Annotated in this window: 15 protein-coding genes and 1 pseudogene; 14 read left to right on the plus strand and 2 right to left on the minus strand. The window is 55.7% G+C overall.

Annotated elements, in window-relative coordinates:
- Positions 1-74 precede the first annotated feature (74 nt).
- Together AAF465_16135 and hmgA are read left to right on the plus strand one after the other, a co-directional pair.
- Positions 75-306, plus strand: a pseudogene (locus AAF465_16135) (2-keto-4-pentenoate hydratase).
- Positions 303-1,601, plus strand: coding sequence for a homogentisate 1,2-dioxygenase (hmgA, locus tag AAF465_16140; protein MEM7084260.1), 1,299 nt, complete (start codon positions 303-305; stop codon positions 1,599-1,601). Before AAF465_16135 ends, hmgA begins: the two are co-directional and overlap by 4 nt.
- A 125-nt stretch (positions 1,602-1,726) precedes the next feature.
- Here hmgA and ilvD read toward each other — a convergent pair whose 3' ends face one another.
- Positions 1,727-3,412, minus strand: a complete 1,686-nt coding sequence (ilvD, locus tag AAF465_16145; protein ID MEM7084261.1) for a dihydroxy-acid dehydratase — start codon at positions 3,410-3,412, stop codon at positions 1,727-1,729.
- 97 nt (positions 3,413-3,509) lie between these two features.
- Between ilvD and gcvP the strand changes: the two genes are divergently transcribed.
- Together gcvP and AAF465_16155 are read left to right on the plus strand one after the other, a co-directional pair.
- The gene (gcvP, locus tag AAF465_16150; protein ID MEM7084262.1) at positions 3,510-6,398 is read left to right on the plus strand and encodes an aminomethyl-transferring glycine dehydrogenase; all 2,889 of its coding nucleotides are present in this window, start codon (positions 3,510-3,512) and stop codon (positions 6,396-6,398) included.
- An 88-nt stretch (positions 6,399-6,486) separates the two neighbouring features.
- Entirely contained in the window at positions 6,487-6,897 is a 411-nt protein-coding gene (locus AAF465_16155) for a GFA family protein (GenBank protein ID MEM7084263.1), read from the plus strand.
- A 28-nt stretch (positions 6,898-6,925) separates the two neighbouring features.
- Here AAF465_16155 and AAF465_16160 read toward each other — a convergent pair whose 3' ends face one another.
- Positions 6,926-7,798 carry an ABC transporter substrate-binding protein gene (locus tag AAF465_16160; GenBank protein MEM7084264.1) on the minus strand — a complete coding sequence of 291 codons (873 nt, stop codon included), beginning with the start codon at positions 7,796-7,798 and terminating at the stop codon, positions 6,926-6,928.
- A gap of 91 nt (positions 7,799-7,889) precedes the next feature.
- Between AAF465_16160 and AAF465_16165 the strand changes: the two genes are divergently transcribed.
- The 10 genes from AAF465_16165 to AAF465_16210 all read left to right on the plus strand — a co-directional run.
- Entirely contained in the window at positions 7,890-8,735 is an 846-nt protein-coding gene (locus AAF465_16165; protein ID MEM7084265.1) for a mechanosensitive ion channel domain-containing protein, read from the plus strand.
- Positions 8,736-9,229: 494 nt separating this feature from the next.
- Entirely contained in the window at positions 9,230-10,000 is a 771-nt protein-coding gene (locus tag AAF465_16170) for a DUF3450 domain-containing protein (protein MEM7084266.1), read from the plus strand.
- 7 nt (positions 10,001-10,007) lie between these two features.
- Complete coding sequence (locus AAF465_16175; GenBank protein MEM7084267.1) at positions 10,008-11,375, plus strand: MotA/TolQ/ExbB proton channel family protein; 1,368 nt, start codon at positions 10,008-10,010, stop codon at positions 11,373-11,375.
- A gap of 11 nt (positions 11,376-11,386) precedes the next feature.
- The gene (locus tag AAF465_16180) at positions 11,387-11,923 is read left to right on the plus strand and encodes a MotA/TolQ/ExbB proton channel family protein (GenBank protein MEM7084268.1); all 537 of its coding nucleotides are present in this window, start codon (positions 11,387-11,389) and stop codon (positions 11,921-11,923) included.
- Positions 11,924-11,933: 10 nt separating this feature from the next.
- On the plus strand, positions 11,934-12,341 hold the full coding sequence (locus tag AAF465_16185) for a biopolymer transporter ExbD (protein ID MEM7084269.1): 408 nt from the start codon (positions 11,934-11,936) through the stop codon (positions 12,339-12,341).
- Positions 12,341-12,997 (plus strand): energy transducer TonB, encoded by a 657-nt coding sequence (locus tag AAF465_16190; GenBank protein MEM7084270.1) that lies wholly within the window; start codon positions 12,341-12,343, stop codon positions 12,995-12,997. The genes AAF465_16185 and AAF465_16190 overlap by 1 nt, the downstream gene beginning before the upstream one ends.
- Positions 12,998-13,021: 24 nt before the next feature.
- Positions 13,022-14,359 (plus strand): tetratricopeptide repeat protein, encoded by a 1,338-nt coding sequence (locus AAF465_16195; protein MEM7084271.1) that lies wholly within the window; start codon positions 13,022-13,024, stop codon positions 14,357-14,359.
- Between the two features lie 144 nt (positions 14,360-14,503).
- Positions 14,504-14,890 carry a BlaI/MecI/CopY family transcriptional regulator gene (locus AAF465_16200; GenBank protein MEM7084272.1) on the plus strand — a complete coding sequence of 129 codons (387 nt, stop codon included), beginning with the start codon at positions 14,504-14,506 and terminating at the stop codon, positions 14,888-14,890.
- Positions 14,883-17,099 carry a M56 family metallopeptidase gene (locus AAF465_16205; GenBank protein MEM7084273.1) on the plus strand — a complete coding sequence of 739 codons (2,217 nt, stop codon included), beginning with the start codon at positions 14,883-14,885 and terminating at the stop codon, positions 17,097-17,099. Before AAF465_16200 ends, AAF465_16205 begins: the two co-directional genes overlap by 8 nt.
- 105 nt (positions 17,100-17,204) lie before the next feature.
- Positions 17,205-19,118 (plus strand): DUF5916 domain-containing protein (locus AAF465_16210; protein ID MEM7084274.1); only part of this gene is annotated, 1,914 nt, incomplete at its 3' end.

Raw genomic sequence — 19,118 nt, forward strand, 5'->3', positions numbered from 1 at the left:
GTTTAATCGGCAATTTGCTATGGCAAGAAAAAGCACTGGTTTTCCTACCATATACTCTATGCGTACATGTACGCCGGTCGACTCGGCGCCGGGGCAATTATCGGTTCGGGCACAATCTCTAACTACGATCGTTCGCTTGGGTCGAGCTGTATTGCTGAGAAGCGTATGCTCGAAACCATCGAGACCGGTGGCCCCAAAACCCCATTTATGCAGTTTGGTGATCGCGTGCGTATTGAAATGTTCGACCCGGATGGCAATAGCGTCTTCGGCGCGATTGATCAAGTTGTGCGGGCACATGGCACATGAACAGCCCGCGTGAGTACTTAAGTGGTTTCGGAAATCATCACAGCACTTCCGCGCTCGATGACGTGCTGCCGGTAGGGCAGAATTCGCCCCAGCGTGTGGCGCGTGGTTTGTATGCCGAAAAATTTAGCAGCACAGCCTTCACCGCGCCGCGCGACAAAAACGCCCGCTCATGGTTCTATCGTATCCGACCCTCAGCGGTCCAGGGCGAATTCGAACCCATTAACCAACACCGTTTATTAAGTGGTCCGGCTACGGCGTCGCAGCCCACTACGCCGAATCAGTTGCGCTGGGATCCGCTGCCATTACCAAACGATCCGACTGATTTTATCGATGGCCTTGTGACTGTGGCGGTCAATGGCGATGTTCGGGCGCAAGTGGGTGTGGGGATTCATCAGTACGCGGCCAATCGATCAATGGACGGACGCTACTTCTATTCGGCTGACGGCGAACTGCTGATCGTGCCGCAGCTGGGTGCGCTGACGGTCCGCACCGAATGTGGCGTACTCGAGGTGGAGCCGGGTGATATTGTCGTGATTCCGCGTGGCATCAAGTTTGCGGTTGATCTGCAGGGGGGTGATGCACGTGGGTATGTGCTCGAGAATTATGGCGAGATTATGAGTTTGCCCGAACGCGGCCCAATCGGTTCGGATGGTCTTGCTAACGAACGAGATTTTCTCTATCCCGTCGCGTGTTTCGAGGACAAAGACGGCGACTTTGAGCTGATCGCCAAATTGGGTGGCCATCTTTTTCGTGCGCCGCTGCCGCATTCCCCATTAGATGTCGTTGCGTGGCACGGTAACACCGCGCCTTACAAATACGATTTGCGACGGTTCAATACCATCGGCTCGATCAGTTTCGATCATCCCGATCCGTCGATCTTTACTGTGCTTACCTCGCAAAGCAGTGATGCTGGCGTAGCCAATGTTGACTTCGTCGTGTTTCCGCCGCGCTGGTTGGTCATGGAGCACACGTTTCGACCCCCTTGGTATCACCGCAACGTTATGTCGGAGTACATGGGCTTGATCTATGGTGATTACGACGCGAAAACCGGTGGTGGCTTTGTGCCCGGTGGCGCCAGCTTGCACAATTGCATGTCGCCGCATGGGCCTGATGCTGATACGTTTGACAACGCCAGCGCGGCGGACTTAGTGCCGACCAAACTCGATGAGACGATGGCGTTCATGTTCGAATCGCGTTATCTCATCGAGCCCACCGACTTTGCGATGAACTCGCCGACTTTGCAACGCGGTTATGCGGCCTGTTGGCAGGGTTTGAAAAAGCGGTTCGAGGGGTAGATGTGGTCGACACACCACGCACCTTGCGTTGATGGCCTGGACGTCCAAACGTCGCCCTGAGGCCGTTCGTCGTATCGGATGCGCTATGCGTTGCCGGGCGCGCGCGAATTCATACCGCCAAACGGCTAGTCGTCGAGCGGTATGGTTACTGCGCCCAGTGACGCTGAACTGACCGCGCGAGCGTATTTCGCAAGCAGCCCACTGTGTTTCCGCTGAGGCGCTTGCCAATTGGCCTGTCGTGTTGCCCATTCGGCGTCATCGATGTTAAGCGTGATGGTGCGTGCCTCTGCATCAATGGTGATGGAGTCGTCATCGTCGATGAGCGCGATCGGTCCACCGCTTGCGGCTTCGGGTGTGACATGCCCGACTACGAAGCCGTGACTGCCGCCGGAAAAACGACCATCGGTTATGAGCGCCACTTTGTCTCCCAAGCCACGTCCCATAATCGCGCTCGTCGGGCTCAACATTTCGCGCATGCCCGGCCCACCGCGTGGCCCCTCATAGCGAATAACGACCACTTCGCCGCCGGTGATCGCGCCGTTGAGTATGGCCTGTAACGCTTCTTCTTCAGAGTTGTAGCAGCGCGCAACGCCTGTGAAGCGTGTGCCTTCTTTGCCTGTAATCTTGGCGACGGCACCCTCGGGGCAGAGATTGCCGCGTAGAACCACCAGATGGCTGGTGGGCTTAACGGGTTGGTCGAGGGGTCTAATGATGGTTTGCTCAGACGGGTACGGTTGTGCACTGGCCAGATCTTCGGCGAGCGTGCGGCCAGTAACAGTGAGACAATCGCCATGCAGCAAATCGGCGTCAAGCAGCGTGCGCATGAGCGGACGAATGCCGCCAATCGCCACCAGGTCAGACATGGCGTGGCGACCGCTTGGGCGCAGGTCGGCTAACATCGGTACTCGTTCGCCAACGCGCACAAAATCATCGAGCGTAAAGTCAATATTGGCTTCTTGGGCAATAGCCAGAAGGTGGAGCACGACGTTGGTCGATCCCCCGAGCGCGATCGATACCGCGAGCGCGTTCTCCAGCGCTTTTTTGGTGACGATATCGAGCGGCTTAAGATCGCGTTTAACGAGTTCAACCACTTGCTCACCGGCGCGTCGACTGTCGTCACGTTTGTCGTCGGATACGGCATTTTGTGCGGAGCTGTTGGGCAGACTCAGCCCCATCGCTTCGATGGCCGACGCCATGGTATTCGCGGTATACATGCCGCCACACGAACCGGGGCCCGGAATTGCCGTTCGCTCTACTTCGAGTACTTCCTCATCGGTGATGGTGCCGGCGGCGCGTGAGCCCACGGCTTCAAACACCGAGACAATGTCTCGGCCCTTTTTACCCGGTAAGATCGTGCCGCCATACACGAATATAGCCGGGCGATTAAGGCGCATCATGGCCATCACGCAGGCGGGCATATTTTTATCGCACCCGCCGATGGCGACGAAACCATCGAAGCCCTCAGCGCCCACCACCGTTTCGATACTGTCGGCGATCACTTCACGCGAAACCAGTGAGTAGCGCATGCCGCGCGTGCCCATCGAGATACCGTCGGACACCGTAATGGTGTTGAATTCAACCGCTTTTCCACCCGCGGTGTTGGCACCGTCCGCCGCGCGCGTGGCGAGGTCGTCGATGTGCATATTGCAGGGTGTCACCATGCTCCAGGTGGAGGCGATACCAATCTGGCTCCGGTCAAAATCGTCTTCGGTGAAGCCCACCGCACGCAGCATCGCGCGGCTGGGCGCCTGTTCAAGGCCGTCGACTATCTGGCTCGAGTAAGGGCGTTTAGCTTTGTCTTTGGAACTCATATGGTTGGGTTTCCGCTGCGTTTTACCATCACCGATCATGCCAGATCGACAGGGATTCGTAGTACACTTTACGAAGTTATCGTAACTGAACACGACCATGCTGAATAAATCCTCAGAATCCATCACGACTACCCCTCCTTCCACCACGGCAACTCCGACCGACAGCGACCGCAGTAGCTTTGCACGGCGCCATATCGGTCCCGCGTCGGATCAGCTTACGCCTATGCTGCAGCTCATGGGATTCGACAATATCGAGGCCTTCACTGAGGCGCTTGTGCCCAACACCATACGGGACGATGATTTGAGGGCGCTGCCCGAAGCGTGCTCGGAAGAGGAAGCGCTGGCCGAGCTCGAGCTAATTGCCGCGCAGAATAAGGTGTTCCGCTCCTTCATTGGCCAGGGGTATTACGGCACGCACGTACCGCCCGTTATTCAGCGCAATATTCTCGAAAACCCAGCCTGGTACACCGCGTACACCCCGTACCAGCCTGAGATTTCACAAGGCCGACTCGAAGCGCTACTGAATTTTCAAACGATGGTCTGTGAGCTGACCGGCATGGATATCGCCAACGCGTCGATGCTCGACGAGGCGACTGCCAGCGCTGAAGCGATGGGGCTTCTGCGGCGCACCTCGAGGGTCAAAAGCAATCGCTTCTTTGCCGATGCCAACTGCATGCCGCAGACGCTGGACGTACTCAACACTCGTGCTCAGGCGATGGGCATCGATTTAGTGGTTGGCGAGCGGGAGGCCGTGCGGGATGGGCAGTTTTTTGGCGCGCTGTTCGCCAGTCCTGGTGCGGACGGCCAGATCAGCACGCTCGATGCGCTCATTGAACACGTACACAATTATAAGGGCCTGGTTGCTGTCACGACCGATCTGCTTGCGCTGGCAATCGCTCGCACTCCCGGCAGTATGGGAGCGGATGTGGTGGTGGGCAGTACTCAGCGCTTTGGAGTGCCGCTTGGATTTGGCGGTCCACATGCTGCGTTTATGGCCACACGCGACAAACTGCGGCGTTCGCTACCCGGCCGCATCGTGGGTGTGAGTATCGATGCCCACGGTAACCGTGCCTATCGCCTAGCGATGCAAACGCGCGAGCAACACATTCGGCGCGAGAAGGCCACCTCCAACATCTGCACGGCGCAAGTGCTGTTGGCAGTAATGGCCGGTATGTACGGGGTGTACCACGGTCCAAGTGGACTTAAGCGCATAGCTTCGCGTGTGCAGTTTCTCACCGATCAACTTGCGGCCACTTTGGTTGCGCAAGGGTTGGAATTGCGTAACGACACGTGGTTTGACACCTTAACGGTAAAGACCGATGCCAATACGGCGGCGGTGCATGAGCGCGCTTTAGCCCAGCAGATTAATTTGCGTCGTATCGACGAGCACCACATCGGTGTGTCGCTCGACCAAACGTGCACAGCGAGTGATGTGGCGATGCTGGTGGAGGTCATCACAGGGTCGGCTACCACGCTGGTGGATGATGCCAAAAGCGGATTGCCCGATGCGCTGCGAAGAGATGACGAACCATTGCGTCATCCGGTGTTTTATCAGTATCGCTCAGAAACCGACATGCTGCGTTATCTGCGTGTTCTCTCGGACAAAGACATTGCGCTGGATCGCTCGATGATTCCGCTCGGCTCTTGCACTATGAAACTCAATGCGACATCCGAGATGATGCCGGTATCTTGGCCGGCGTTTGCGCACATGCATCCCTTTGCGCCCGCCGATCAAGCACGGGGGTATCGCGACATGATTGAACAACTGGAGGGTTGGTTATGTGCGATCACGGGCTACGCGGCGGTGTCGCTGCAGCCCAACGCCGGCTCACAGGGAGAGTTTGCCGGTTTGCTTGCGATTCGCGCGTATCACGAAAGTCGCGGTGACGTCCATCGCGATGTGTGCCTCATTCCCGCATCGGCGCACGGTACCAATCCGGCGTCGGCCCATATGTGTGGCATGAAAGTGGTGCTCGTGAGCTGTACCGACGATGGCTATATCGATTTGGACGATTTACGCGGCAAAGCTGAGTTTCACAAGGATGAACTGGCCGCCATCATGATTACCTACCCGTCCACGTACGGTATTTTTGAAGAGCAAGTGCGTGATGTGTGTGCGGTGGTGCATGAGGCTGGGGGGCAAGTCTATGTGGACGGCGCTAATCTCAACGCGATGGTTGGACTGGCTAAGCCGGGGCAATTTGGTGGCGATGTCTCACACCTTAATTTGCACAAAACCTTCTGCATTCCGCACGGCGGTGGCGGCCCGGGCGTGGGTCCGGTGGCTGTTGCCGAACACCTCGCGCCGTTCCTGCCCGGGCACCGTGAATTCGACAGCAGCGATCGCGTGGTAGCGGCTGCGCCTTGGGGTAGTGCCAGTATCTTGCCGATATCATGGATGTACATTCGTATGATGGGCGGACCAGAGCTGCGAGCGGCTAGTCAGGCGGCGACGGTGGCGGCCAACTACATTGCCCATCGACTCAAGGACTACTACAAACTTCATTTCACGGATCGTCAGGGCTTGGTGGCGCACGAATGCATTATCGACATGCGAGGGGTCGAAAAAGAAACGGGCGTGTCCTCCGAGGACGTGGCAAAACGATTGATTGATTTTGGGTTCCATGCACCCACCATGTCGTTTCCGGTGGCGGGTACGCTCATGATCGAGCCGACCGAGAGTGAGTCATTGGCCGAACTTGACCGCTTTATCGACGCAATGATTTGTATTCGCGGGGAGATCGATCGAGTCGCATCGCGTGAGTGGCCTGCGGACGACAATCCACTGGTCAACGCGCCGCATACCGCGGCAAAGGCCTGCGCCGATGAGTGGCCGCATGCGTACAGCCGCACCGAGGCGGTGTATCCACTCGACTCCTTACGCGAAGCCAAGTACTGGGCACCTGTGGCGCGTGTTGACAATGTGTACGGTGATCGAAATCTAATGTGTTCGTGCCCGCCGCTGTCGGCCTACGCGGACGACTAACCCAAACAGGCTCATCGAGCCGGTGTCGACTACGCAGAGTGCCGCCGTTCTGTGGTGCAATGATGGCCGTCAATGAAGGGGGAGCGGTATGCATGAATACAGCGGATCCTGCTTGTGTGGGACTGTGGCCTATACCATCATCGGTAAAGCTGATCGGTTCTATCACTGTCATTGTCGGCGCTGCCGCAAGGTCACCGGCGCCGCTCACGCGTCCAATTTACTGCTCCCGGATGTCGAATCAGCGCAGTTCACTCGGGGTGCGGATCACGTCACCTTCTACAAATTGCCGGACGCGATACGTTTTTCCACCTGCTTTTGTCAGACGTGTGGAAGCAAACTGCCCCGCATTCTCCCGGCGCTCAATTTGGTCGTGATTCCAGCGGGTTCGTTGGATCACGAGCCCGTTGAATCGCCGCAAGCCCACATTTTTAACGACTCGAGGGCCAGCTGGGATTGTGGCGCCGGCGATTTGCCGAACTTTGAGGCGTATCCAACGTAATCAGAACGTTGATGGCCATTGCGCCGGCTCAAAGAGGATGACAGAGCGACTCGGCACGACATTCGGCCAGTTCCGGCCAGATCGAGGATAATTCGTCGACAACCACTTGAAATGTGGGCAGGGGCAGCGACAAGTCGGTGTTCCAGCTCGTCTGGTCGAGCCACGTGTCGGCAGCCTGTACCGAAATACCATAAGCGTTTGAAATGAGTGTGGCCGCGTCGGTATTGTTCTGTAATTGGGCACACAGCGTATTGATCTCTTTCATCAGTTGCACCAGTTCCTCACGACGCTCGGCAATACACCGGTTCGTCGCGCACACCACAAACGACGGCCATGGGCTATGGAAGTTGCCAACGCGTCGAAATTCACCGGCCTCGACATACGGATGGGTCATGGTCTTTTCCCAAAAAAAGACGTCGGCGTCGCCGCCCGGCAAAGCGCGGCGTGCGCCCTCCAGTGTGTCGACCTGAACAAAGTTGAGTTCGGTTGTCGGCCAGTCTTGACTGGCGGCATGGACGGCGGCCATCACATGTGATCCGGACCCTCGACGGCTGATGGCATAGCGATGACCGCGTATGGCCGCAACATCCAACAACGGCCCGTTAGCGGCAACGTGAATGCCCCACTCGAGCGGCGTGTTCACATACACCTTAATGACGCGGTATGGGCCGCCCCGGGCAATGTCCAGTGCCGCACCCTCGGTCAACAGGACAGCGACATCCACTTCGTTGTTCGCCAATGCACGGGTCATCGCCCCCGTGCCTTCGGCGGCCTCGCGGTAATCGATGGGCGCATAACGCCAAGGTTGTGTAGCGCGTAGCCAGGCACGTTGGCGCCAGGGCAGGTTAAAATGTTCTGGTACACCCGCGACGCGCAGGGGAGTGGGGGGTAGCTCGTTCATCGAGGTCAGGCTCTTGCTCTGTGCAGTCGTCGTTTTACTGTCATTCAAATCAAAAAGCCAGCGCACACTGTGTTTGGCGTCAGGAGTTCTTATGGATCAGTCACAAACCATAGCCAGCTTGCGTGAATGGGTCGATCGTTTCGTTGAGCTTGCCGTGCAATGGACACCCAAAGTGGCGGTTGCGCTCGTCATCCTTATCGTCGGGTACATTGTTGCCAAATCGGCAACGGCATTGTTCGCACGCGGTCTGCGCAAAGCGTCAGTCGATGAGACGCTCGTGCGTTTTTTGCGGAACATCATCTATATGCTTGCGATGGCGTTTGTGATGATTGCCGCCTTAAGCAAGCTAGGGATCAACACCACATCGCTTGCGGCGATTTTCGCTGCAGCGGGTTTAGCGATTGGATTGGCGTTAAAAGACTCGCTGGGTAATCTCGCCTCCGGCGTTATGCTCATTCTGAATCGCCCCTTTAAAGTCGGGGACTATGTCGAGGTCGCCGGTGTTGGTGGCTCGGTGGTTGAGACGAGCGTTTTCGCGACCATCCTCAACACGCCCGATAACAAACGCCTGATCGTGCCAAATGGTGAGATCACCGCCAATATCATTACCAATTACTCGACTAATTCGACGCGCCGAGTCGATCTGACGTTTGGCGTAAGTTATAGCGATGATCTTGGCAAAGCCCAGCAGTTGTTCCATCGCGTGGTCAGCGAGCACCCAAAGGTGCTCAACTCGCCTGATGTTGTCATCGGTGTGCGGCAGTTGAGTGATTCAAGTATCAATATCATTGTGCGCCCGTGGGTCAAAACCGAAGATTACTGGACGGTGTGGGATGAGCTCACCGAGGCGATCAAAAACGCGTGCGATGAAAACGGCCTGTCGATTCCCTTCCCACAACGCGACGTCAATCTGTATCACGTTGATAAAGCGGCTTGACGCTCAAAACGCGGACAATCCTGCGCGGGCGTCGACGTCTGCGCAGGATATTTGCGCAGGGCGTGCCGTTTGTCATTGGCGAGCGTCACGGGTTTTCGTTCAGGCGACATAGGCAAATTCAATCACTTAAACCGCTTTCATGCGGTGTGAATGGCCAGCGCTTAGCGCGGTCTTAGCGGGGCGTGGAACGGCGCATGCCGCAAAATAGCAGTGTTTTCGTAGATTGATGCCGACGATCCGAAACCCCATGCTGCGCCGCACTATTCTAATGGCTGCGGCGATACGATCAACGGCCCTCGCCCGCTTGCCCAGACAAGCGCATTTCGTATTGGGGGTGCATAAATTTTTCAGAGTTGATAATTTATTCACAGGATTTAGGATAACCCATCCTCCGATCAGCGCTTAGGGTACTGGGGTAAGCGCGTTGTCAGGGACTGACGCAAAATCGGGTCAAAAGAATTCAATCCAAACTCAAGTTCAGAGAGAGCATAAGTATGAGAACGATGAAAGTGATTTCGCGGCTTCTTGTTGCCGCACTAATATTGACACCGACCGCCGCGTTTGGCGCCACGGTGGCTCAGTTGCTGGCGCAGGGGGAATCACGTGCCGATGCTGGAGCTCGGTCTCAACGCCAAGTTGAGCAAGCGGCCGACGCAGCCATTGAGATGCTGAATGAGTATAAGAACACGACGAAAGTGGTGGACGGACTCAAGGTGTTCAATGAACTGCTTCAAAAGCAGGTCGACAACCAGGAGAAAGAGAAGGACATCCTTCGCGACTCGTTGGTCAAGATCGACGACATCGAACGACAGATCGTGCCGCTTATGGTGCGCATGATCGATGGTCTTGAAGACTTTGTGAAAATTGATATGCCGTTTCTGACCGATGAGCGTGCTGAACGTCTGGCTCGCCTACGTGGTGTCATGGAGCGGGCGGACGTGACGGTTGCGGAGAAATTCCGCACTGTGATGGAAGCGTATGACATCGAAACGGAATACGGTCGTACCATTGAAACGTACAATGGTGCCCTGCCGGGTACGGACACCAACGTGGACTTCTTACGTATCGGCCGTGTGGCGCTGCTGTACCAGAACGCCGATGGTAGCCAAACCGGTGCTTGGGACAAAGAAGCCGGCGGCTTCGTTGAGATTCCAAATTCGACGTATCAGATCGCCGTGCGTAACGGCCTGAAGATCGCTCGCAAAGACGCCGTGCCTGATCTTCTGATTGTGCCCATTGGCCCAGCCTCAGCTTCTGCGGAGTAATCGAACAATGAAAAAACTACTAATTACAGCTGTTGCCGTTGCCACCGGGTTTATCGGCTACCACGCGCCTGTCGTACAGGCGGCTACTGCCATCGATGTTGATCAGCTTCTGCGTCAGGTCCAGCAAGGCCGCACACGCGATTCTGACATCAACCGCCAACGTATTGAGCGATTCCGCGCTGAGCGTGCCCAGCAAGCGAATCTTCTTCAGCAGGCCAAGAACGACAAACTGGCCGAAGAAAATCGCTCCAAAGCACTGGATCGTCTGTTTGAGACAAACGACGGAGAGATCATTGAGCTTGAGCAGGCCGTGCAGGATCGCCTCGGCGACCTCAAAGAACTGTTCGGTGTCATTCAGCAGGTGGCCGGTGACGCCCGCGCCAACTTTGACATCTCGATGACTCAGGCTCAGTTTCCAGAGCGTTCGGTTTTCATGACCGAGCTTGCTCAGAAAGTGGGTCAGACCAACCGCCTCGCTTCGGTGCAGGACATCGAGCAACTGTGGTTTGAGATTTATCGCGAAATGGTCGAAACCGGTAAAGTGACCAAGTTCACCACCGAATTAATCGACACCGACGGGAGCCTCGCGCCAGCAGAAGTGACGCGTGTTGGCGTGTTCAATGCGGTCTCCGACGGCCAGTTTTTGTACTACAACGAAGACGCCAAAAAGCTGCAGGTTCTGTCGCGTCAACCCGCCGGTCGCTACCTGAGCAAAGTCGGTGCGGTCGAAACCTCAACGTCCGGTCTCGAGCCGTTCCCGCTCGATCCATCGCGCGGCACGCTGCTATCGAATCTCGTGCGTTCACCGACACTCGCCGAGAAGTTCCACCAGGGTAAAGAAGTGGGTTACATCATCGTCACCATCGGTGCGATCGGTGTGTTGCTCGCCATCTGGCGCCTGATCGTGCTCATGGGTGTGTCGGGCGCAGTGAGTCGTCAGGCCAAGAACCTGGACAAGCCGGGCAACAACCCGCTGGGTCGCGTGCTTAAGGTGTACCACGACAACCCATCGGCCGATGTTGAAACGCTCGAGCTCAAACTCAGCGAGGCGATCATTAAAGAAACGCCGAAGCTTAACAAGCTGATTCCGATTCTCAAGATCATCGCTGTTGTGGCGCCGCTTATGGGTCTGCTCGGTACAGTGACCGGTATGATCCAGACCTTCCAGCAGATTACGCTGCACGGTACCGGCGATCCGAAACTGATGGCGGGTGGTATCTCGACCGCGTTGGTCACCACCGTGCTGGGTCTTACCGTCGCCATCCCGATGGTCTTCTTGCACACCATTGTGTCTTCGCGTGCTAAGCGTGTGAGCCAAGTGCTCAACGAGCAGGCGTCGGGCATGGTTGCTGAACGCGCTGAAGCCACCGGCTAATCGGAGACGTAATGGACGCACTGTTTTATTACATCCCTGCGCTGGCATCGGTTCGAGACTTTTTCGAACTCGGCGGAAACGTGCTGTTCCTGATTGCGGGGGTCCTGGTGTTCATGTGGACCCTCATCTTCGAACGCTTCTTCTTTTATTCGGTGAAGTACCCGAAAATTGTGAAGAGTTCGATCGATTATTGGAACTCACGTACCGATCGCAAGTCCTGGCACGCACACCAGATCCGGGAGCGCCTGGTATCGGTGGCGGGTCAAGAGCTCGATCGCAATGTGCCGATGATCCAAACGGCTGTGGCGTTATGTCCACTTCTGGGTCTGCTCGGCACGGTGACCGGTATGATCAAGGTGTTCGAGACCATGGCCGTATCGGGTTCGGGCAACGTTCGTAACATGGCAGCCGGTGTGTCGTTTGCCACGGTTCCGACCATGGCGGGCATGGTGGCCGCGCTCTCGGGCGTGGCGCTAAGCGCCTATTTCCTGAATCGCGCGAATCGCGAACGGGAACTATTGGCCGATCACATTACTCTAGATCACTAAGGAGATATGAATGCGACGAGGATCAAGCCAAGGCCCCGTTGAGGAAGAATCCAGCATTGATATCACACCCATGCTTGACGTGGTGTTTATCCTGCTGATCTTCTTCATCGTGACGGCAACCTTTATTAAAGAACCAGGGTTAAAGGTTGAGCGACCCGGCGCGAATACCGCCGAGGTGAAACAAAAAGCCAGCATCCTGATCGCGATTGGTCCCGATAATTCAATTTGGATCGATCGCAAAAAGAAAGACATTCGCGATGTGCGCCCGACGATCGAGCGCTTGTTTGCCGACAACCCAAAAGGGTCGGTCGTGATTCAAGCTGATCGTGAATCCAAAACCGAGATTTTGATTGAGGTGATGGACGCGGCGCGAGAGGCCAACATCAAAGACATCGCGGTGTCGGCGGAGAAACCATAATGACATTGTCTCAAGTAATTCAAGAAGGGCAAAGCAGCAGTCTGAAACGCGTCTTACTCGGTGCGTTGCTGGCGCTGGCCATTACCCTCGGGCTGCTCTGGACGATGAACTTTTTGATCAAGATTGTTGATCAAACTGTCACTGAGGGCGACCCCAGTCGGCAGGTTGAGTTCGTTCGAGTCAAACGCAGCGAAACCACCGAGCGGCGCAAGATTAAACCGAAGCGTCCGCCACCACCTGAGAAGCCGCCACCAGAGCCCACGCCTCCGAAACTCGACAAGCTGAATGCGTCGGCGGAAAAAATCGGCATCTCATCGGTGCCGGCTGAAACCGAAATCGAACTGTCTGGCGGGTTTTCGATTGGCAACATTGGTGAAGGCGATTACCTCCCGATTGTTAAGGTGGCACCGATCTACCCACAACGAGCCGTCACTCGCGGCATCGAGGGGTACTGCGTTGTGGCGTACACCGTGACCAAGCAGGGCACGGTACGCGATCCGGTGGTGGTGCAGGATCAATGCACCAGCAGTTTGTTTCATCGCGCCTCTCGTCAGGCTGCGCTGAAATTTAAGTATAAACCTCGCGTTGTAGACGGCGAGGCTCGTGAAGTACCTGGGGTACGTAATAAATTCACCTACAAACTTGAAGACCAATAACGGTCTGACAACCAGGACTTACTTATGATGAAACGATTTGTTCGACAAACCTTGTTCATTCCGCTGGCGGCGGTGGCTTGGTTTGCCCTGGCAACCGCACCGGTCATGGCGCAGGAGCCCGAGGCAACCAAGCAAACCGTGGCACTGAGTCCCAAGGTGGGCAAGAAGCTGCAGGAAATACAGTTGATGGTCGAGGGAAAGCAGCATGCTGCGGCCGCTCAGGGCCTCAATGAGATGCTGACGTGGAAGAATCTCGAAAGTTACGAGAGAGCGCAGATCTTTAACCTCACGGCCTATAACGAATATCTTCAGGAGGACTATCAAGGCGCGATTAATGCGTATGAGAAAGTGCTCCGCGAGGAGATTCCACCGGCTCTGCGTCAAAGCTCACTGAAAACCACTGCTCAGCTGTATTTCACGGTTGCAAACTACGACATGGCATTGCGCCGCGTGCAGGAATTGATTTCGATCATCGACGCGCCGTCCGCCGACGTGTTGATGTTGCTCGGTCAGGCCTACTTCCAAGCTGATCGCTTCCAAGAAGCGCTCGGACCGATCAAAGAAGGCATTGATCTGTATCGTTCCCAAGGCAAGACGCCCAAGGAAAACTGGCTGCTTTTGCTGCGAGTGTGTTACTACGAGCTTCAGGACTACCGCGGTATGGTCAACACGCTCAACGAGCTGTTGCGTTACTATCCCAAAGACAGCTACATGTTGACTCTGGCGGGGGCGTACAGCGAGCTTGGCGATACCAAGAAACAGCTGGTGATCACCGAAGTGCTGTATGAAGCCGGTATCATCCAAGGGTCACAGCACGCCGTGAACCTCGCGAATCTGTACCTGATGCACGACATTCCTTACCGTGCCGCTGAGGTGCTAGAGGAAGCGATGGGCTCTAATGCGGTGGATTCCACCGAGCGTAATCTTCGGTTGCTTTCTCAATCGTGGTACCAAGCGCGGGAAGACCAAAAGTCTATTCCTCCTCTGGAGCGCGCAGCGGCGATTTCGAGTGAGGGTGAGTTGTATGTGCGACTGGCACAGTCTCAGCTAAACCTCGACTTGTGGGATGACGCCATCGAGTCCATCAACAAAGGACTCAACAAAGGTGGTGTGAAACGACGAGACAAAGCCTATGTCATGATGGGCATGGCTCATCTTAACCGCAAGCGGCTCAATGACGCCGAGTCAGCGTTTATCAAAGCGCGCGACGCCGGTGGGAGCGATAAGCAGGTTCAGCAATGGCTGGCGTTTGTGGCCAACGAGAAAAAACGTGAAGAGACCATGCGACAGACGCTGCCGGATCAGGTGGAGCGCGAGCAGGACGAAATCCTGCAAAACATCCCCGATTCGTCGGGAGGATAGTCGCCCTCGTGACGTAAAAAGCAGTCAAGAAAACCCGCTCGTGGAGCGGGTTTTTTTTGAGGCCGAACTCCTAAAGAATTAGTTGACACGAGCGGGCGGTTGCGGCACCATCTCCTAATTAATTAGGAATAAAGCGAGAACACTATGGCCAGGAAGTCATCGAAAACCCTTACTGAGGGTGAGCTTCGCATAATGGAGGTGCTGTGGGAGCTGCAGTCCGCATCGGTGCGCGATGTGGTTGACAGACTGAGTGAGAGGGAGCCCGTTGCGTACAACACCGTCCAGACCATGATGGGCATTTTGGAGAATAAGGGCTATCTCGATCATCACAAAGAGGGCAGAGCGTTTGTGTACGCCCCGTTAGTGGATCGCAAAACGGCGCGCACAACAGCACTTCGACAGCTGATGCGTCGTTTCTTCGACGGTTCTCCTCAGGCCCTGGTTCAGAACCTGATTCAGGATGAAAACGTGGACTCAATGGAAATCGATCGATTACGCCAACTGCTCGAAGAGGATAAGCGCAATGACTAATCCGATGATCATGAATTGGACAGAGTTCGCAGCGCATACGCTTTTGCTGCACTGGATGGCCGCGTTTATGGTGGTAAGCGTGGTCGCGGTGCTTGTCCGTCAGCTGAAACGGGCGAACGCCACAACGCGGCACAATATCTGGCTCATTGCGTTAGTCAGTATTGCGTTGATGCCGCTGTTAGTGTTCGCGCCTAAGCCTGCACCATCATTCGTCAGCGTGCTTGAGCGCGTATCGACGTCAGAGGTATCGCGCGACGCGGGCGTTTCCTCTGAGTCAACTCACGTGTCACCCCGCACGGAACGACGTGATGTGTTTCTAGATAGTCAGACCGAAGTGACCCTATCGACACCGACGACGCGTTGGGTTGATACCGACCGCACCATTCTCCGCTGGGTGTTAGGGCTGGTGTTGGTCGTGTGGTTGTTTGGAATCGCGATGCTGGTTTGGCGATTGGTCGGGGACTATCGTGCGACCCATACACTCAAACGTCAAAGTGATGCGGTTGGCGACTGCTTGCAGCATCGCTTTATGCGGCTGTGCCAGCGCCTCGATATAGCCCCCGTACCCCTTCGGTATCACGCCGGCATCAGTGCGCCGATGACAGTTGGTGTTCGCCATCTTTGGGTGGCAATACCTATGCATTGGCGTGAATCGCTGGATATCGATGTGTTTGATCAAACGCTGACACACGAGCTTGGTCATATTGCTCGCAAAGATCCGCTCATCCACTGCCTGCAGCGATTGGTGTGTGTGCTCTTTTGGGTGTATCCAGCTGTTTGGTACGTTGCGCGCCAGATGGAAGTCGAGCGAGAATCCGCGTGCGACGACTGGGTATTGGCACACGATGGTAAAAAATCAAGCTATGCGACTAATTTGCTAGACGTCGCCGAAGCGGTCTATACCGAACCGCGCGTACTGGCGGTCGGTTGCGTTCGCTCGCCGAGTCAGTTGAATCGACGTATTCGACATTTGCTGAATACGTCATCAGACCATCAGTTGCATAGCTCGTGGAAAACACTGGCCGCGACCACGACGGTCCTGGCGATTACCGTTGGGGCGAGTGCCGTGGTGTGGCCTGACGCGCGGCAGCTGTCGCCGCCCGCAGAAACCTCGGCACCCACCGCGCCACCTTCTCCCGCCGCTGCGCCTGAGTCATTACCAGCGCCCGCGCCGACTCCACTTGGTTTGTCGTCACCGGCGGCGGCGATTGTCCCGCCCTCTGCGCCGGCTGAACCGCCGTCACTCGCGGCGGCGATAACACAAAGCAGCGACGAAGCTCTCCGTCCGCACAAGAGTGACCCGCTCACTCTGAGCTCGTCGGGCCTTCTATCACCCGACGAGGCACTTATGTTGGCTGTACAGCAACGCGATGTCGGCTCGGTTGTGGGGCTTCTAGATCAGGGCGCGTCGATTGGAGAGGGCGCGCTCGTGCTTGCCATTCAGCAGCGCGACACGCGCATCGTTAAAGCGTTGCTTCGGGCGCAAGCCGAGGTGTCTGACGGTGCGGTGGTCATGGCAACTCAGCAAGGTAGCGTAACGCTGCTGAAAACATTACTCGATGCCAATCCATCGTTAAGCAGTGGGCCGCTGATCATTGCCGTCCAGCGGCAGGTGCCTGAAATGGTGCGCTTGCTCATCAATGCCGGTGCAAAGGTCACAACACAAGTAGTGATGCTGGCCAAGCAAACAGGAAATGCAGATGTTCTTAATCTGCTGGAGCACGCGATGCCATCCGGCTCGGTGACGGGTACCGCGCAGGATGGGGAGGCGACGCTCGACCGCGCGCCGTCATCTCACAGCGGGGTGTTTACCTTTGACCGTTGGCCCGTTGCCTTCAACAAAATCAGTATGGCCTTTGGCGAAAAGGGGCGGCGCGCCGATAAACAGAATAAAGTCCATCGAGGCATTGATTTCCCGATGCCGCTTGGGAGTGAGATTGTCGCCGTGGCCAGCGGACGCATCACGCGTGCCGCCTATAATGAAAAGTATGGTCATTACGTGGTTATCGATCACGGCGCCGGCGTTGAATCGCGATATGCCAATAATCGATCAAACCAAGTACAGCAAGGTGAATGGGTGAACGCCGGTGATAAAATCGCTATAGTAGGGAATTCGTCAATCGGATCGACTGGGCCGCATCTGCACTTCGAGTTGCGCGTAAGCGGTACGCGAGTTGACCCCCAGTTACACTACTCACATTCTAACTAGCATTCGTTGCACAGGCTCAGTGTCGTATCAAGCCGGGCTAGGTTACTCAGGCCGCGACCAGCCGAGCGTGTACTAACGAGTTGTTGACGGCAGCGGAGGCCATTTGTGCGGTTCGTACTCCTTGTTATCGTAACCATGTTCGTCATCGAGCCCGTGCAGGCGCAAGATAACGAGCCTCTTGATCTGCCGTCCATTAAAACACCGGCCATCATCGACGGTGTGCTCGACGAGGCGCAGTGGCAGCAAGCACTTAGGGTGGATCTGCTGTATGAGACCGAGCCGAACGAAAATACGCCGGCACCCCAGGCCACGCAGGCCTATCTCTATGAAGATGGCAATACGCTGTATGTCGGAATCCGGGCAGAAGACACAGAAATTGAGAAGCTACGTGCCTATTTACGTGATCGCGATGCGGCCTATGACGATGACTTTGTCGGCATACAAATCGATACGTTTAATGCCGAGCAACGCGCCTACGAATTTTTCGTTAATCCCTACGGCGCGCAAATGGATTTGTTGTTTGATGAAACCACCGGTAACGAAGACGACTCGTGGGATGCGATCTGGTCGTCGGCGGGTAAGATCGATGATGCCGGTTATACCGTGGAAATGGCCATTCCGCTGAGCAATCTTCGCTTTGTCGATGGTAACGAAGAAAAGATCTGGGGTTTTGAAGTGTTGCGACTGCATCCGCGCGATCAACGCCGCATTTATCGCAATGTGATTGATGATCGAAATCGCAATTGCACGCTGTGCCGTATGGCCAAATTGAAAGGGTTCAAGGACGCGACGCTTGGCAATCAACTTGAGCTCAATCCGATTGTCACAGTCGCGGCCAGCGAATCGAGGCGCAATGGTGGATTAGAGTCTAACGGTACTGACTATGAGCCTGGTATGAACGTGCGCTGGGGTATTACGCCTGAGTTCACGCTTGATGCGACGATCAATCCCGATTTTTCGCAGGTTGAAACCGACAATGCGCAGCTTGCGGTGAATCAGACGTTTGCCCTCTTTTTCGAGGAGAGACGCCCTTTTTTCCAGGAAGGTTCCAATTATTTCGCCACCGATGAACGCGTGGTCTATACCCGAAACGTGACGGATCCGGATGTGGGGCTCAAGGTTACCGGCCGCAGTGGCGGCCATACCATCGGTACGTTTGCCGCACGGGATGCCATCACCAATATCATTATTCCCGGCACGTTCGGTTCGCGCTTTGCTTCGATCGATCAAGAGTCTGATGTGTTTGCTGCGCGCTATCGCTACGATTTTACGCCGGATATCAATGTCGGAGCCGTAGCCACTTATCGCGGCGCAGGCGATTACTCGAATGTGGTGGCGGGCGTCGATGGATTTTTTCGCTGGGATGATCGACACCGGATTCGTGCTCAATTCTTAACCACTGACACGGACAATTCTGACTTGCTTCAAAGCGATTTTGGTCTAGTACCAGAGCAAAGTGGCGATATGGTGCGCGTGCGTTACAACTACAACAGCCGCGACTGGTTTCAATACACCAACTATAGTAACTACGATGAGAATTTTCGTGCCGATTTAGGCTTCATCACGCAGGTGAATAAAGAGCAATGGGTAGTAGGTGGCGGCCGGGTTTTTTACAGCGAGGATGCCTGGTGGAGTCAGATTGAAATAGGCGGCGATTGGGATATTACGCACGACAGTGACGGCCGGGTGCTTGAGCGGGAGGTCGAAGGTCGTTTTGAGATTGAAGGCCCACTGCAAAGCGAAGCGAGGCTTGGTTTTGTTATTCGTGATCGCTTGTTTGACAATATTTTATTTGACGAAGAGTTCTATTATTTCGACATCGAGCTGTCACCCCGTCGCGGGCTGCTTTTTGAGAGCTTTGTCACGGTGGGTGATCGCATTGATTTTTCCAATTCGCGGCTGGGTGAGAATTTGCGCATTGAGCCCAACGTGCGCTATTCGATCAATAAACATATGCAGCTTGCGTTGGAACATACCTATGATCGTCTGAAGGTTTCGGGGCTACGTGATCGTGTCGCA

The organism is Pseudomonadota bacterium (genome assembly GCA_039028935.1).
GTDB lineage: Bacteria > Pseudomonadota > Gammaproteobacteria > Steroidobacterales > SZUA-146 > SZUA-146.

Bases quoted from the DNA above. Each gene is read 5' to 3' on its own strand.
- ilvD (MEM7084261.1), bottom strand. From the start codon at position 3,412: ATGAGTTCCAAAGACAAAGCTAAACGCCCTTACTCGAGCCAGATAGTC.
- gcvP (MEM7084262.1), top strand. From the start codon at position 3,510: ATGCTGAATAAATCCTCAGAATCCATCACGACTACCCCTCCTTCCACC.
- AAF465_16190 (MEM7084270.1), top strand. From the start codon at position 12,341: ATGACATTGTCTCAAGTAATTCAAGAAGGGCAAAGCAGCAGTCTGAAA.
- hmgA (MEM7084260.1), top strand. From the start codon at position 303: ATGAACAGCCCGCGTGAGTACTTAAGTGGTTTCGGAAATCATCACAGC.
- AAF465_16200 (MEM7084272.1), top strand. From the start codon at position 14,504: ATGGCCAGGAAGTCATCGAAAACCCTTACTGAGGGTGAGCTTCGCATA.
- AAF465_16195 (MEM7084271.1), top strand. From the start codon at position 13,022: ATGATGAAACGATTTGTTCGACAAACCTTGTTCATTCCGCTGGCGGCG.
- AAF465_16175 (MEM7084267.1), top strand. From the start codon at position 10,008: ATGAAAAAACTACTAATTACAGCTGTTGCCGTTGCCACCGGGTTTATC.
- AAF465_16170 (MEM7084266.1), top strand. From the start codon at position 9,230: ATGAGAACGATGAAAGTGATTTCGCGGCTTCTTGTTGCCGCACTAATA.
- AAF465_16185 (MEM7084269.1), top strand. From the start codon at position 11,934: ATGCGACGAGGATCAAGCCAAGGCCCCGTTGAGGAAGAATCCAGCATT.
- AAF465_16180 (MEM7084268.1), top strand. From the start codon at position 11,387: ATGGACGCACTGTTTTATTACATCCCTGCGCTGGCATCGGTTCGAGAC.
- AAF465_16160 (MEM7084264.1), bottom strand. From the start codon at position 7,798: ATGAACGAGCTACCCCCCACTCCCCTGCGCGTCGCGGGTGTACCAGAA.
- AAF465_16165 (MEM7084265.1), top strand. From the start codon at position 7,890: ATGGATCAGTCACAAACCATAGCCAGCTTGCGTGAATGGGTCGATCGT.
- AAF465_16155 (MEM7084263.1), top strand. From the start codon at position 6,487: ATGCATGAATACAGCGGATCCTGCTTGTGTGGGACTGTGGCCTATACC.
- AAF465_16205 (MEM7084273.1), top strand. From the start codon at position 14,883: ATGACTAATCCGATGATCATGAATTGGACAGAGTTCGCAGCGCATACG.